At 48.1% G+C, this 14,733-nt stretch carries 11 protein-coding genes; 3 read left to right on the top strand and 8 right to left on the bottom strand.

Annotated elements, in window-relative coordinates:
* Positions 1-16 precede the first annotated feature (16 nt).
* Together HNR50_RS10760 and HNR50_RS10755 are read right to left on the bottom strand one after the other, a co-directional pair.
* A complete protein-coding gene (locus HNR50_RS10760; RefSeq protein WP_184746769.1) occupies positions 17-859 on the bottom strand; it encodes a sugar ABC transporter permease in 843 nt (280 codons plus the stop codon).
* A complete protein-coding gene (locus HNR50_RS10755) occupies positions 856-1,866 on the bottom strand; it encodes a carbohydrate ABC transporter permease (RefSeq protein ID WP_184746768.1) in 1,011 nt (336 codons plus the stop codon). Before HNR50_RS10755 ends, HNR50_RS10760 begins: the two co-directional genes overlap by 4 nt.
* Before the next feature lie 138 nt (positions 1,867-2,004).
* Between HNR50_RS10755 and HNR50_RS10750 the strand changes: the two genes are divergently transcribed.
* A complete protein-coding gene (locus HNR50_RS10750; RefSeq protein ID WP_184746767.1) occupies positions 2,005-3,015 on the top strand; it encodes a LacI family DNA-binding transcriptional regulator in 1,011 nt (336 codons plus the stop codon).
* Between the two features lie 143 nt (positions 3,016-3,158).
* Here the strand turns inward: HNR50_RS10750 and HNR50_RS10745 are convergent, their stop codons facing one another.
* The 4 genes from HNR50_RS10745 to HNR50_RS10730 all read right to left on the bottom strand — a co-directional run bounded on the left by HNR50_RS10745 (position 3,159) and on the right by HNR50_RS10730 (position 9,151).
* A complete protein-coding gene (locus tag HNR50_RS10745) occupies positions 3,159-4,640 on the bottom strand; it encodes an EAL domain-containing protein (RefSeq protein WP_184746766.1) in 1,482 nt (493 codons plus the stop codon).
* Between the two features lie 29 nt (positions 4,641-4,669).
* Positions 4,670-8,317, bottom strand: a complete 3,648-nt coding sequence (locus tag HNR50_RS10740) for an Ig-like domain-containing protein (RefSeq protein WP_184746765.1) — start codon at positions 8,315-8,317, stop codon at positions 4,670-4,672.
* A 118-nt stretch (positions 8,318-8,435) separates the two neighbouring features.
* The gene (locus HNR50_RS10735; RefSeq protein ID WP_184746764.1) at positions 8,436-8,786 is read right to left on the bottom strand and encodes a hypothetical protein; all 351 of its coding nucleotides are present in this window, start codon (positions 8,784-8,786) and stop codon (positions 8,436-8,438) included.
* Positions 8,783-9,151 carry a hypothetical protein gene (locus HNR50_RS10730; protein ID WP_184746763.1) on the bottom strand — a complete coding sequence of 123 codons (369 nt, stop codon included), beginning with the start codon at positions 9,149-9,151 and terminating at the stop codon, positions 8,783-8,785. The genes HNR50_RS10735 and HNR50_RS10730 overlap by 4 nt, the downstream gene beginning before the upstream one ends.
* A 177-nt stretch (positions 9,152-9,328) precedes the next feature.
* Here HNR50_RS10730 and HNR50_RS10725 point away from each other — a divergent pair, with 177 nt between their 5' ends.
* The gene (locus tag HNR50_RS10725) at positions 9,329-10,258 is read left to right on the top strand and encodes an SCP2 sterol-binding domain-containing protein (RefSeq protein WP_184746762.1); all 930 of its coding nucleotides are present in this window, start codon (positions 9,329-9,331) and stop codon (positions 10,256-10,258) included.
* A complete protein-coding gene (locus HNR50_RS10720; RefSeq protein ID WP_184746761.1) occupies positions 10,252-11,220 on the top strand; it encodes a hypothetical protein in 969 nt (322 codons plus the stop codon). The genes HNR50_RS10725 and HNR50_RS10720 overlap by 7 nt, the downstream gene beginning before the upstream one ends.
* Here HNR50_RS10720 and HNR50_RS10715 read toward each other — a convergent pair.
* Positions 11,211-13,262 carry an EAL domain-containing protein gene (locus tag HNR50_RS10715; protein ID WP_184746760.1) on the bottom strand — a complete coding sequence of 684 codons (2,052 nt, stop codon included), beginning with the start codon at positions 13,260-13,262 and terminating at the stop codon, positions 11,211-11,213. The two genes, HNR50_RS10720 and HNR50_RS10715, sit on opposite strands and share 10 nt — an antisense overlap.
* Positions 13,259-14,719 carry a sigma-54-dependent transcriptional regulator gene (locus HNR50_RS10710; protein WP_184746759.1) on the bottom strand — a complete coding sequence of 487 codons (1,461 nt, stop codon included), beginning with the start codon at positions 14,717-14,719 and terminating at the stop codon, positions 13,259-13,261. Before HNR50_RS10710 ends, HNR50_RS10715 begins: the two co-directional genes overlap by 4 nt.
* Positions 14,720-14,733 lie beyond the last annotated feature (14 nt).

The following is a 14,733-nucleotide window of genomic DNA, read 5'->3' as shown; positions in this document are numbered from 1 at the left end:
TCTAGTATGGACGGCCCTAGCCTTCAACAGCTCCCAGCGTTAATCCCGAAAGGAGATAGCGGGAGGAGAAGAGAAACAGGACGACAACCGGAACGGCGATAATCAGGGAAGCGGCTGAAAAATCCCCCCAGGAAGTGAGGAACTGCCCGGAAAGCCTCGTCAGCCCCAGGGGCCAGGTCGCCAGCTCGCTCTTCTGCAGAATGATGCGGGCGAAGAGATATTCGTTCCATCCCGACATGAAATTGAGGAGAAAAACTATTGAAAGCGCCGGTGCGGCGAGAGGCAGAAAAATACGGTAAAGGATACGGACCTGTCCCGCTCCGTCGATAGAGGCGGCCTCTTCGATCTCCCGGGGAATGGTATTGTAGTACCCTTTGAGAATCCATATGGAAAAGGGAACCGCCTTAATGGAATAGGCGATGATAATTCCCATGTAGGTGTTAACCAGATTCAATTTGAGAATCATCAGATAGGACGCGATCATCATGGCGGTCTGCGGGAGAAGCTGCGTGCAGAAAATGGCGATGAGCATGGCATTCCTTCCCCGGAAAGTCCATCGGGACAGAGCGTATGATGACAGGGCGGCAATGGAAACGCCAAGAAAAGCCGTCGTCAGGGAGATGATGAGAGAGTTCCAGAGCCAGAGGAGAAGATCGTGATCCTGAATAACCGCCTTGAAATTCTGCAGTGTCGCATCGGAGGGAAAAAGCTCCAGCGTCGTAGATAGCAGGCGGTCGCCGGGACGAAGGGCCACAGAGAGAACCCGCCACATGGGAAAGAGCACCCAGAGGGAGACGGCAATCAGAAAGAGATAGACGACCGTCAGACCTATTTTATTTGCAGGGCGGCTTCTTTTCATTCCGTCACCCCTTTAAAACCTTTCGTTTTTTTTATGAAAACGATGGAAATAAGAGACAGCAGGGCTGTCAGGACCCAGCTGAAGGCAGCGGAATAGCCGTATTGATTGTAGACGAAGGCCATGCGGAACAGAGCCGTGGCCAGAAAGTCCGAAGTCTCCAGATTGTGCTGATTGAGAAAATAGGGAATCTCGAAACCCATAAAATTCCCTGTAAATATGAGAAGAACAGCAGGAGCGATAAGGGGTGCCAGCAGAGGGATCTGAATTCGGAAAACTCTGGTGACGGCGCCGGCTCCTTCCAGCTCTGAAGCCTCGTACATCTCCGGAGGAACGCTTTTCATGGCGCTGGAAATAATAACCATGAGAAAGGGAAAGCCGAGCCATTGATTCACTATGGTCATGGCGGTGTAATTCCAGAAGGGGCTGGACATCCAGTGAATCATGGCCTGCTCTCCCCGCAAGGCTTTAAGCAGAAGATTCACTGCCCCGAAGGTGTAATTGAAATCCAGAACCCAGACATTTATGGCGAGTACGCCGGGAATGGCCCAGGGGAGAATGAGAATCCCCCGGAAAAACCATTTGAAACGGATCGGCTTTTCCAGCGAAAGCGCCAGAAGATAGGCCAGAACAGTCTGCAGGCAGATCTGTATGAAACTCCATAGCGCGGTTCTGAAAAAAAGCGCATAGATCCTCACCTCCCTAAGAACAGGTTCGGTAAACAGTCTGGAGAGATTTCTCCACCCGAGAGCCAGACTGAAATCGGGGTTCCGGAAATGATGGAGATTCATATTGCTGAAACTCAGAATAACCGAATAGATGAGGGGATAGAGGATGAGCAAAACCAGCCCCAGTAAAGCCGGTGCGAGAAACATGGGAACCGCAGCGCTCTTTCTCCCGAGGACCTTCCTGGCAAACACATAAATCAGGATTTCCACAGCACCCGTGACCAGCAGAAAGAGGAGAACGGTCAAAGCCATCTGGGAAAGGCTTCGGCTTATAAGAGTCAAAATTAGTATCCTGCCTTTTTGCGAAAACGTTTTCTCATCATTTTTAACAATACTAAAGCTATTTTTTGCTTTATGTCAAAATATTTATATTATACAATAATAAATTGTGAAATCGTTTTCCCATAAAAAGAGGATAAGATGAGCATAACCATTAAGGATGTGGCCCGGGAATCAGGTGTATCCATTTCGACAGTCTCCAAAGTCATCAACGGAAGCAGCCGCATATCTTCTTCTACAAAGGAAAAGGTCCGGGCCGTTATGACGGAGCTTGATTATCATCCCAGCAGTACAGCCAGAAATCTGGTCAGACAGAGGACCGGGAATATCTGTGTCGTCAAAGGTCTCGGCGAGGGTTGGGACTGGTCTTCCAACCCCTATGTCTACGAAATCCTCAACGGCGTGGAATACAGAGCCGGAGAAGAGGACTACTTACTCTCCATAGTGAATGTCCGGAAAGACAAGCCTCTCATGGAGCAGCTGGAAAAATATATCTTCAGCCGCAGGATCGACGGGTTTCTCATCTTTGCCGGTCTGGCTGAAAAAGACCTGACAGACAGTCTGATCAGGATGAACTTCCCCTTTGTTCTGATCGGCGATCCGGGAGACGGCCGTGACGCAAGCTGGGTGGATCTTAACAATACAGTGGCCGGTCATCAGGCTACCGAAGAGCTCTACTCCCGGGGGAGAAGAAACTTTCTCTGCCTGAGGGAGAAAAAGGATAAACTGATCAGCGGCAAGAGGTTGGCCGGAGTGAGGGACTTTCTGAACGGCCACGGTCTTGAAAAGGTGGGGCTTACTGTAAAAACAGTTGAAAACGGCATGGAGGGCGGAAGGGATTTCGCCCTTGCCGCGGAAAAGGAAATCATGAATCATGATGCGGTTATCTGCTGTGGATCTATCAGCGCATCGGGGCTGCTTTCCGGTTTATCTTCGAAGGGGATAGCCGTTCCGCGGGACATATCGATCATAAGCTTTGACAGATACCCCGTATCGGACTTAACAGATCCTCCTTTATCGGTCATAGATATGAATCTGAAGGAACTGGGAGACCGGTGCTGCAGCGCTCTGCTGGCGCGCATTGAAGATAAGGGCTTTTCCATTCAGCTGACAGTCAGTTCCTCTTCATTTATCCCCGGGGGGACAGTCTGAACCTCTCAAACGGCTCTATATGCGGATCATTCCAATCCTCAGCGAAGTCCGGCGCAGATTTTCAGGGAGGACTTCAAAGGGGGAAACGTCTTCCTCTTCCTGTTCCTGTGAGTCGAAACAGCAGGGAGAAGACTAATCTGACATCACCTTAAGGGAAGATTCATCCTGTCGCTTTTTTTCACCGATGTATCACCAAGATAATTAACAAAATCATCGAAATTCATCGGCCTGCCGAAGAAATACCCCTGAAGTTGATCACAGCCCAGTTCTTTCAGAATATCATACTGTTCCTGAGTCTCGACACCTTCCGCCACCGTCTGAAGATTAAGAGTCCGGGACATAGCGATAATGGCCTGGACGATAGCTCTTGAATTGTTATCCATCTGGATCTGATCTATAAAGCTCTTATCGATTTTCAAGGTATCGAACTGGAAGTTTTTTAAATATCCGAAAGTGGAATACCCGGTGCCGAAGTCGTCAATTGAGATCTGGAACCCAAGACTCTTCACTTCATCGAGAATGCTTCTGGCGGTCTGGCTGTTGATCAGAAGTGAGCCTTCGGTGATTTCCAGTTCCACTTTCCGGGGATCGATTCCCGTAAAGAGCAGACCGTTAGTCAGATTTTTGACAAGTGTACCGTCGTGAATTTCCAGAGGCGATACATTGAGAGCAAGACGGAGATGAGAGTAGCCAAGCCGGGAAAACTCCATAAGCATTTCAAAAGCGCGAAAATAGACGAAACGGCTGATCGAGCCGATCATTCCGCTGTTTTCTGCAATGGGGATAAACTCCTGGGGAGGAATATGCCCCAATTCAGGGTGGTTCCAGCGGACCAGAGCTTCCATGCTGACAAGTTCTCCCGTTCCGGCCAGGCACTTGGGCTGAAGAAAAACTTCCATTTCATCATTGCCGAGAGCTTCTTTTAGAGCCATTTCCAGACGGGACCCTCTGTTCTGGTCATCACTGTCGCCCATGCCCGAAATGACAAATGTGTTGGCACCCAGCTCGACAGCATCGGAAAGAGCGAGCCGGCACCTGGCCATAACATCGATTGCGTTGTGCCCCTTCTCCACAGATGTAACACCGAGATTCAGGTTGACCGGGTATACTGAATTCTTATATGTGAAATCTTCGGCAAGCGCTTTGATCAGTCTTCGGGCAAGTATCCCCGCTGCATTCTGTCCCTCGATGGCTTCCAGGATTATAAGAAACTCCGTTCCGCCCTTCTTCCCTACGAAATCCACTTTCCTGATCAGTTTGTTAAGCCGGAAGGCGATCTCCTCCCGGACAGCATTGACCGGGTAGCGGTTCCCCGAGGATGAGTAGTGGGATTCGGGAATTTCCGGCTTTATGAGAACTGCAAGAGCCTTCCTGTCATCACTGAGTCTCAGGGATGACAGATAGGACTGGACGACTTCCCAATCGGAAATGTTGTGCCAGTGCTCATAAGGCGATGAATGATCGCAGATTCTGGTCCGGCAGCTGTTTCTGCTCTCTCTGATAAGATAAATGCAGAGAAGCAAAGTGAGAAACGGACTGAAATAGGGTCCGTTGAGGATAAAATCCCCTATAAGTCCGATAATGATTATCATCATGTAATAGTAAAGCAAACGATTCCTTTTCACTGGATCTCCTTCTGTTTTCCCCGGCTCTATCAGGGGAGCACGTCTATTCTGATTTCCGAAACCGTTTCATTGGTCCCGTCGGTGATGGTATAGCTGATGGTTTCCACACCGTAGAAGCTGGCATTGGGAATAAATGTCACAGTCCCGTCACCATTGTCTGTCAGGGTTCCGTTGGAAGTATCTCCCAGCTCGCTGATCTCAAGATAATCTCCCTCGTAGTCCACAGCGCCGCCGATGATATCCACAGTCACTTCCGTCATGGATGTGGACCGGGAGAATTTTTCTTCGAATTTCCGCGCATAGGGAGCCCAGTTGGAGGGAGTCATATCGATGGAGAAAACGGTATGGGCTACATCATTGGTCAGTCCGAAATATCCGTCGTTGAGCACATCGGCGAATGTATAGGACACCTTCATTATGCCGCCCGACCACAGTTCAGCGGTTTTTCCTTCCGCACCGGTTACGCGGAGCTGGAGCGGATTGGCTGCCACGTCATCGATGGATTCGTTAAGCGTGGCTAATGTTGCCTCTGCTCCATCGACCACTTCTCCTATAGTCCACCGGTCGGCCTTGGCATAAGCCCTGATATACTTGTAATTGTCCGTATCCTGATAATCGAAGATAATCAGTCCGTTTCTGTTGTTCATGTCGGTCTGGGGATCAAAAACCGTATCGAGCTGATAGTTAAGCCCCAGAGAACCTTCGAAGTAGATGATTCCCGCTTTGTAATTGCCAACGGTGGTATGAAGCTCGAACTGAGTATCGCTGAATGTCCAGAGAGTACCGTCCGCTGTATCCAGTTCAATGGCATGGGGGCTTCCGGTAAAGTTATTGGAACAGAACTCCAGTCTCTGAAAATCGCTGTAGAGAATGGTAGCCGTTCCCCCTGAGGGAAGGGTGATGACGATGTTTCCGTCGTCTTCTCCAGTCTGTCCCGCCTGTACTGTCACATCGGCAGAGGAGTATTCCGAAAGGTCGATGGTATTGAAACCGGCCCCGCCGGCAACGGTGAAAAATTCGCCATCCTCCAGATCGGAGAACCGGATCTCATCATCGTAGTCAGACCCCGTGAGCACATCAGTATCGAATTTGACAATACCGCTTGGAACGGTCTGGCTGCCGTGATAGGACATATCGAAATTGACCGATCCCGTTTCCGCCGAAAAATCCGCTGCTGTTGTTAAGGGAGGAGCCGATGCATCGATTTCCGTAAAGCTCACAGCCATGCTGCTGTTGCCTGAAAGGTCAATGATATCCACGATAAGAATCAGATATCCGTCGGCCATACCGCTGAAATCCAGTCCGTCGATAGTTTTTTGGCCCGTGCCGTCAAATGTTCCCGTACCGGAGAGAACGTCGCCTCCGCCGGTGGAATAGATTGTATAGGAATAGCTTGAGCCCGGTTCGCCCACTAGCGTAACGGATCCGTCGGTAACATTGGTGCTGTTGATGGCAAAGTCGAAATCGGGATCATTGAATGCTTTCAAATCCAGTACCACCGAATCGGAACCGGCAGGGCCGGCATTGCCAGCATCGTCGGTCTGTACAACGGAAACCGAGAGCACGCCGTCGCGGAAAGCCGATAAATCAATACCGGAAAAGCTTTTGCCGCCTGAAACATCGAAGGTTTTGACTTCCCTGAAGATCGATCCTCCGGCGGAAGAGGTTATGACATACTCATATTCATTTCCCGCTTCTCCGCCTGTAATTTCAAAGCCGATAGTGGGATCGGCGCCTGTGATGGTATCGCCGGATGTTATCGAGACAACGGGAGCCGCGGGAATTTCGGTGTCCATAGGTGCTCCGTCGGTGCCGCCGGAACTCATATTGCCGGCATGGTCTTCCGCCGTTGCCCGGACAGTGATTGTCCCGTCCGGCAGAGCGGACAGATCTTCAACAACGGAAGATACTCCCGAACCGTCAAATACCCCCGATCCGGTGATTTCCCCCGGTCCCTCACTGGAACGAATGGAATAGTAGTAATTAATGCCCGCTTCACCCCCGCTCAAGTTAAAAGCGAAAGAACTGTAATTGGATGCATTGACCGGATCGGTGCCGATTATGACGACAGGAGCATCAGGGGCGACCGTATCAATCGTGATGTTTGTCAATGCCGAGCCCTCGGTCATGTTGCCGGCTTCATCGCTCACACGAATATTAATGCCCGCGTATGTTCTGTTCTCCGTAAGCATAACACCTATGAGATTGAAGGTTTTCCAGGTTGAGCCCAAATCTACCGTGTATTCATATGAGAGCCCGCTCCCGGCGTCTCCGCTGTAATCGCTGTTCAAGTCAAGGAAAATGTATTCATCAGAATAAGCGCCGGATCCGATACCGGTTCCGGTACCGATTTTCGAAAGGTCGAAAAAAACGGCCGCAGGTTCCGTACCGTCATATTGATAAGTCCAGGATGACGCGGCATTGGGCGCTCCTATTCCGTTTACAGCAGCACCGGATGGGAGAGCAAGAGAAACAACCCCGTCGGAACCGGCAGTCAGAGTGACCTCATAAGTGTCGCCCGAACCGGTCAATCCCGTTACGGTTCCGTTTGTCACAGTAAAATCCGCCGCTTCGAGACCTGTAACCGGCTCGCTGAAAACCACTGATGCGGCAACCGCCGGGCTGTTGCTGACCGAACCGACAGAACCTGTAATATTGACACCGATAAGAGTGGAATCGTACACATAGGAGAACGAGTCGGCTTGCGAGCTTTCATTCCCGGACTTGTCGACGAGAACGCCGGCGGGAAGCTCAACCTTGACTGTTCCGGCTGCCAGAGGTGTAACATCGAAAGTATAGGAGTCGCCGCTTCCGGAAAAATGGGAAATCGTCCCGTTTGTCACGAGAATGACGGAACTGTCTATAGCTTCGGTTTCTTCGCTTATATCAAGAGAAAAAGCCAGTGAACCATGGCCTGTCGAATCACCTTCGCCGATGGAAGTGGAGAGAGCCCCTTCGGGATCTGTTCCGTCATATTCGATGGAAAAACTGGCCGATCCGCTCAGGATATCCTCATAATCGGGATGGTTGGCCGCACCGGTATTGACCGAGACAGTCGCGAAGCCGTCGGAAGTGAAAGTAAGATTGCCCGACCAGGAGCTGCCGCTTCCCGAGAATCCGCTCAGCGTACCGCCGAGAACCGAAATGTCCGGGGAATCAAAGCCCTCGACATCATGGGAGAAATCAAAATAGACGGGAATTGATGTCTGATTGGTGATCACTGTTTCATCCGATGATATGGACAGAGTCAGAGCCGCGGGATTGAAGTTATATTGATAGACGATATCTTCCTTCAGATCCGCACCGTCAAGCGCGCCTGAGGAGATGGAGAAACCGACCAGGCCTTCGGAAAGAGCTTTCAAAGTAAAAACGTACTTGTCCCCTTCTCCGGAAAAAGAGGAAACAGCCGCATTGGCGGGAACCATATCGGCAACATCAAAGCCCGATACTTCGCGGCTCCATATCAGCTCAAGGGAAATTTCCGACAGAGAACTATCGGCGCCGAAATCCACCGGCGAATAAACAGTAGCCGTAAGCGCCGACGCCGGAGAAGGCTCTTCATTGCGTAGATCCTCCGGATCCATATAAACCGTGGTGAGCATATTGCTGCATCCCGCGGCGGCGATCAGAACCGGAAATATAATAAACAATAAACTGTTTCTGATGTTTTTTTTCACTTTTCTCTCCTGAATATGAATACACCACTCATCTTGCAATAATCATGCCATTATGGATTTTTAACTTAATTAAGCAAAAAGTCGTCACATTTGTCGATAACAGGTCAATTTCGTCTTGTTAAACACAGCAATGCAGTCTGTCACGGCTGACTGTCTCCTGATAGTGCCCTACCGCCATAACAAAAGAGAGAAGAAGAGGCAGATCGCCTCCGGCTTTCATTTTTCCCTTTATATAGAGATCAAGTATTCCGTACCGGCAATCCATCATGCAGCGGAGATGTTTTTCATTGATCCGTATGGCAAGATGAGGGTCATCGCAAAAAGTATGGCTCAGGAACCCTTTTCCATTAAATATTGTCACTGTGAAACTTTCACTTTCCGTAACAATGTTGATCAAGCGCTCGATCCCGTCATTGATTTTAAAATTCAGTTCATCCAGAAAAATGGCCAGCTCCCTGTACAGCATCATGCGCCCCCGCCGTTTCTGTAATACTGCTTGAGTGCATCAGAGAGGGCTCCCATTAAATAAGCCTCACCCGTCACGGTGATATCACCATCTTTGTAGAGGTCTGAAATTTCCGCGATACCGGAAAAAAGTTTTCGGAATGTCGCGTCTCCCGCTCTGAGCTGGATAAGAGGGATAAACCGGCACTCATCATTGCGGAACCGGCTGTTCAGATGAAACTTCTGTATTCGCTCCCCTCTTTCCGTCCGTACATTAAGCACCATATGGAACTCATAAGACATGGGATATTCAAGCCTTTCTAAAAATCCGCCGAGATGATTGGAATAATTGAAATGAAAAAAATCTGCTGATAGATTGCAACCTGTCATAAATGGTATATCCTCCCATGTAACAGGATCTTGCCAAAATCGTGCCAAGAGGACAAAAAGAGTAAAAACGACAGAGATTCAGGCATTTTCGTCGAAGGAGAGAGAATATCCCCGCCGATTCGACGAAAATGGGAGAAAGTTGCTTGAAAAGAGAGCCGTTTGGACTAATATTGAATTATGGTATTCGATCAGACAGGCAAATACCAGGATTTACTGGAAGTGATATCTGAAACCTATCGACAATCTCCTTTCGATCCTGAATACGATCCCATTCTCAATATACAAAGCAGCAGCGGAGAGAGCTATTACCTGTCTTTTACTGCAGGGCAGTGTTCGGTAAACTGGGGAAAACATCCCCGCGCCACTGTAACATACAAGGGTCCTATCGATACCTTTATAGATATTCTCAGAAAAAAAACCGACCCTCTGAAAAGCATTCTCGATTGCCTGATAGATGTGGAGGGGGATATTGCATTTTTCCTTCATCTCAGAAACAGCTTCTCTCTGGTGGACACGAACCGGAAGGAGAAAAGATTCGATAAAACTTCGCCGGTCTTCCGGGGCCCCCTCGGACTTTCCGGACGCTCTGTCTTTTCAACGATGATGTTCTCCGGTTTTCTGCTTCAGGTAATGCAGCTGATGCACCTGGGAAGAAATTTTATTATTCTGCCAGCTTCTCTTTTCACTTTATTGCTCGGCTATCTGTTTTTTACCGATAAAGTGCATTTCCGAGAGCTACTTCTATTTCTCATATATCCGGCTTTTACTATCGCCCTTTATTACAACTACTTAGGGGTAAGCGGCAATATCTTCTTTCTCTACAATATTTACATGATCATTATTTTTACAGGCAGCTTTTTCTTCGAACGGACAATCGTGGGCCGTTACAATTCAATCAATATCAACAACAGAGAGTACACTGACTGTATAATCAATAACCACCAGTCCAATATAACCATACTCTGGATTCTGCTCTTCTGCGCCGGAGTGGCCATATCCATGGTTCCCTGGAGCAGAGATATTTACCAGATTCTGGCGGGGAATCTCTATCTTCTCCTCTTCGTCCTGACAGGGGTCTATTCCTTTCTGGAGCTGGGATCATGCTGATCTTCGGTCCGGGGCAGAAATACGAACAGGAGCAGATGGTTCTCTCCCATATCTGCCGGCAGTTTGCTGTGGAGGATTACCGGGGCGAACCGCGGATCCTCAACCTGGTTTTCCCCTATTCCCAGTACCATATGGTCATCAATAAAGAAGAAGCCTATCTGAACGACGGTTTGAGCCATTTACAGGATATGGAATATCAGGGATCGATCGAAACTTTTCTGGCTTTGATGCGCAGCGAGAAAGATCCCTATCACGGATATGGAGAGGGAGAGTATTACATCTCGGGGGATCGTATGTTTTTCTTTGAGATGAGCAAGTTTTTCCATTTCGGCAAAGAGAACCTGAGAGAACCGGACTCACTCCCCGGTAAAATTATCAGAGGACCTTTCGGCTTACCCCGGGAGTTCAGCTTCATACTTGTTTCGCTGGCTTTTCTGCAGATATGGCTGGGCTGGGTTTTTTCGGTCAATACGGCCGGCTCCTTTTTAGCTTTATTCATCCTGTTTTCGGCTTTTTCAATCTATTATTTCAAAACCGACAGGCTGACGCGCCTTGAGATTTTCCTTCTGGTCTATCTGGGCGTTAGCACGGTTCTCTTTTTTCTGGATTCTCCCCATTACCGCTTTTATTACCATATCTATTTTCTGCTGGCCATACCTCTATTCTTCATCGGATCGCTCTACAGTCCCATAAGGAATATCCTCTCGGAGTACAATTCGGTACACAATAACGGCCAGGAAATCTTTACGCCAGAAATTAAGAGAAAACAGCGGAGGGCTCTTGTTCTCTGGAGCGAAGTCTGGTTCGCCGTAATCTTCATCCTCTATATGAGTATGAATACATCGCTCTGGAAATATGTCTCTGAAACCTTTCTGTCGGTCATTTCCCTGCTGTTCTGCGGTGTCATTCTATTGAATATTTTTGCCATTCACGGATTTTACGATAATAGCGATCAGCCCTGAATCAACTCTTCAATGGAAACCGGCTTGTTGGACGGAGTTTCCAGGAACAGGGAAATGCCTTCATTCTTGAGATAGCTCTGAATCTCCTTTGATTCGACTCCGTCGGCAATGGTTGTATAATCCAGATCATTCATCATCCTGAGTATATTGTGAATATAGATTTTCTTTCTCTCATCGCTTTCCAGTCCTGTGAGAATCTCCCTTTTCAATATTATCTTATCAATGGGAACAGTTAATAACGTATCGAGCGAGTTATTCGAACTTCGCGACTCGTCGAGAATTAAATCGAAACCGTAATCTTTCAGAATCGTGATATTTTGAACAATAAAACTCTTCATTTGAAAATGGGAATTGTCAAAAATGACGAAACCGACATCATTTACAGTGAAATTCGCTGTTTCGAGGGTGTTGATGACTCTGTCGGCGAAACCTTCCGCCAGAAGCAGCGATGTATTGAGCATACCGTAAATCCTGCCTTCCACGCCGCGGCTTCTGAGAATCCTGACATCGTTGTAGAGCATTTGCGTGGACATTTTATGCAATTCGTGAATCAGGCCGGATTTTTCCGCATAAACGGTCAATTCCTGAAAAGTATAAGGCTGATCCCAGTGAAGCCTTAAGACAAACCCTTCTCTCCCGCCCATCTGATTGAGCAGAGGAAGATAACGGAAGGTAAACTCATTGTGGCGCACAGCTGTCTGTATATGAGTAATCAGGGAGTATTGATTCAGGCTTTCCTTCCTGATGCGCTCGTCAAAGTAGAGGATTCTGTCGGGGGAGCGGGATGCGTTGTTCAATGTGTTATATGAGTTCCTCTGGACTTCATCCAGAGACGCTCCGTCGCGGGGGAGCAGAAGCACCCCGATGAGAGATCTGACGTAATAGGAATCTTCGCCGATGAGAACCCGCTGGAGAAGTATGGAACGGAGAACGCCGGCATAGCGCCGGATATATTCTTCTGAATCGGCATTTCTGACAAAAACGACAAATTCCTCCGGTTCGGTATGATAGAGAACTGTTAAATCGGTCTGGACATTTTCCAGCCTGAAGCAAACCTGTCTCATGATGTCCCGGGTCCTGTCGCTTCCGAATGATTCATAAAGCTGCCGGTAATTCCCGATGCGGATATAGAGAAGCCCGTTCAAACCTTTACCGGTCTCTTCCCCGCTGAAATATCCCCGGACGGCCTCGTGGAAAGCCCGGCGATTGAGCAGACCGCTTTCCTTGCGGTGGATAGCCTGAAATTCGAGAAGCTTCTGATGTTCCTCCAGCTTTTGTTGCGTTACTTCGAGAAGCAGACCTTTTCGCAGGAGATATATGATGGAGCGGGAGAAAACAAATAGTGAGAAAATTGTGACTCCCAGTTCGAAACGGAATATATTTGAAAAATGAGAGACTCTTGCACCGCTGATATCCGCAATCAGATCGCCGATGCTCATTGCGAATATGATAACGACCCCTATGAGTATGGAGGATTGAATCTGATTGAGATGATGATCCTTCTTATTGACAAGAACAGCGGCGACACCGTAACTGAAATAAACGATGAGAAAAATATCGCGGAGCTTGAAGAGATATCCCGTGGCTCCCCTTCCCGGTCTGTTCCCCGGTATGAAACTGTCGGAAAATATTTTCTTTACATCGATAAAAATATCCGGCTTAAAGAAAATGAAAAAAAGCATATAGACAGCTGTTACAACACCTATGAGAAGGAAGAAGCGGTTTATTCTCTTCCACCGGTCCATAAGAGAGAAGTTTGTCCCGATGACATAAGGAACTAGTATATAAAGAAAAATGAGCGATGCTTCCTGGAGCCGGGAGAGTTGCGTGGCGACCAGAAGATTCCCGTAAAAATGAATGGCAATTCGAGCGCCGCCTTCGGCGATCAGGAAAAAATTAAAGACGAGCACCAAAAGGAGAAGCGAGAGGAATTCCTTTTTGCGATTGAGAAGGTAATATCGGAATAGGATATACAGACTGGGAATAGTGAAACAGGTGTATATGAGAGGGAGAAATATATCTGTGTTCGTCAGTTCATTCATCTTACTGTCCTGTATACATTTTCGAGATTGAGCTTCTCCATGCGGAAGCGCATCTTCCTCTCGGATATTTTCAGAACCCGGGCGGCGGCGCTCTGATTCCCTTCACATTTTTCAAGAGCCCTGCTGATGATTTTCTTCTCCATATTCATAAGATGCTTCTCCAGATCGAGATCGTCGTCGTCATCGATAGAGAGAAAATCGTCAGATGAATCTTCCTCCGTTCCGGAATCATCGCCGACAGCCTCCTGATCATCGGAGACATAGATCCTCAACTGCTCCGGAAGATCTTCGGAGAGCAGAATCTCGGCTCTGTTCATGACGACGGCATGCTCAACCACATTCTCAAGCTCCCTGACATTTCCGGGATAATCGTGGCGGATGAGTGCGTGAGTCACCTTATCTGTCAAACGGGGAATGCTCTTTCCGTAAAAACGGCATTTATTTTCCAGAAAATACTCCACAAGCGGTTTGATATCCTCTTTTCTCTCTCTCAGAGGGGGAATGCGTATGGTGATAACGCTGAGCCGATAATAAAGATCCTCGCGGAATTCCCTGGTTTTTATCATTTCCTCGAGATTCCGGCTGGTGGCCGCTATAATCCGGACATCCGATTTATAGGTGTCATTATCGCCCAGTTTCTGAAATGTTTTGAATTGTATGGCCCTGAGGAGCTTCACCTGTACAGCCATGGAGATATCTCCGATTTCATCGATGAAGAGGGTTCCCCCGTCAGCTTCTTCAAAACGTCCGATCCGGTCGTTTGAGGCTCCTGTAAAAGCCCCCTTCTTATGGCCGAACAGCTCGCTTTCCACAAGGGTCTCCGGCAGGGAGGCAATATTGAGCACAACAAAAGGAGCTTTTGTACGCCGGCTCATGGAATATATGGAATTAGCTATAAGCTCCTTACCCGTTCCGCTTTCCCCTCTTATAAGGACTGTGGAATCGACACCGGCACAGCGGGTAGCCGTATCGAGTATTTTCTCTATCTTCTGGCTTTTATAGATGATTTCCTGAGAGAACCCTCTCCTATCCGGTGCCGGACGGTTGATATTCCTCTCCTTGACTATGGTCTGGCTTTCCCATACCTGCATGGTCAGAGCCTGAAGGCGTTTGGGATCCAGTGGTTTTTTGAGAAAATCAAAAGCTCCTGTTTTCATAAGATCCACTACAGTGGAAATCTCTTCTGTCGACGATACGATGATGACTTCGCAGGACGGATTGTTCGCTTTAATATATTCGAGGACTTCCCGACCGTTCGTATCGGGAAGATAGTAGTCGATAATGGCAAAATTATAGAAGTTTTCACGGAATTCGGTTTTAAACAGAGCCAAGTTTTCTGTCGTGGTTACCCGGCAGGGAGGGAAACTGAGGTTATTGTAAAAAGCTTTGTACCAGGTATTCTGTACAATATCATCTTCCAGAATAATAATATTGAGCTCAATCATCACTATTTCCATTGTAGTATCCCGCA

It is taken from the genome of Spirochaeta isovalerica, assembly GCF_014207565.1.
Classification (GTDB): domain Bacteria; phylum Spirochaetota; class Spirochaetia; order DSM-2461; family DSM-2461; genus Spirochaeta_F; species Spirochaeta_F isovalerica.
This window is presented reverse-complemented; position numbering and strand designations above follow the sequence as displayed.

Coding starts and splice junctions, on each gene's coding strand:
- HNR50_RS10760 (WP_184746769.1), bottom strand. CDS start 859: ATGAAAAGAAGCCGCCCTGCAAATAAAATAGGTCTGACGGTCGTCTAT.
- HNR50_RS10735 (WP_184746764.1), bottom strand. CDS start 8,786: ATGATGCTGTACAGGGAGCTGGCCATTTTTCTGGATGAACTGAATTTT.
- HNR50_RS10720 (WP_184746761.1), top strand. CDS start 10,252: ATGCTGATCTTCGGTCCGGGGCAGAAATACGAACAGGAGCAGATGGTT.
- HNR50_RS10730 (WP_184746763.1), bottom strand. CDS start 9,151: ATGACAGGTTGCAATCTATCAGCAGATTTTTTTCATTTCAATTATTCC.
- HNR50_RS10710 (WP_184746759.1), bottom strand. CDS start 14,719: ATGGAAATAGTGATGATTGAGCTCAATATTATTATTCTGGAAGATGAT.
- HNR50_RS10750 (WP_184746767.1), top strand. CDS start 2,005: ATGAGCATAACCATTAAGGATGTGGCCCGGGAATCAGGTGTATCCATT.
- HNR50_RS10725 (WP_184746762.1), top strand. CDS start 9,329: ATGGTATTCGATCAGACAGGCAAATACCAGGATTTACTGGAAGTGATA.
- HNR50_RS10715 (WP_184746760.1), bottom strand. CDS start 13,262: ATGAATGAACTGACGAACACAGATATATTTCTCCCTCTCATATACACC.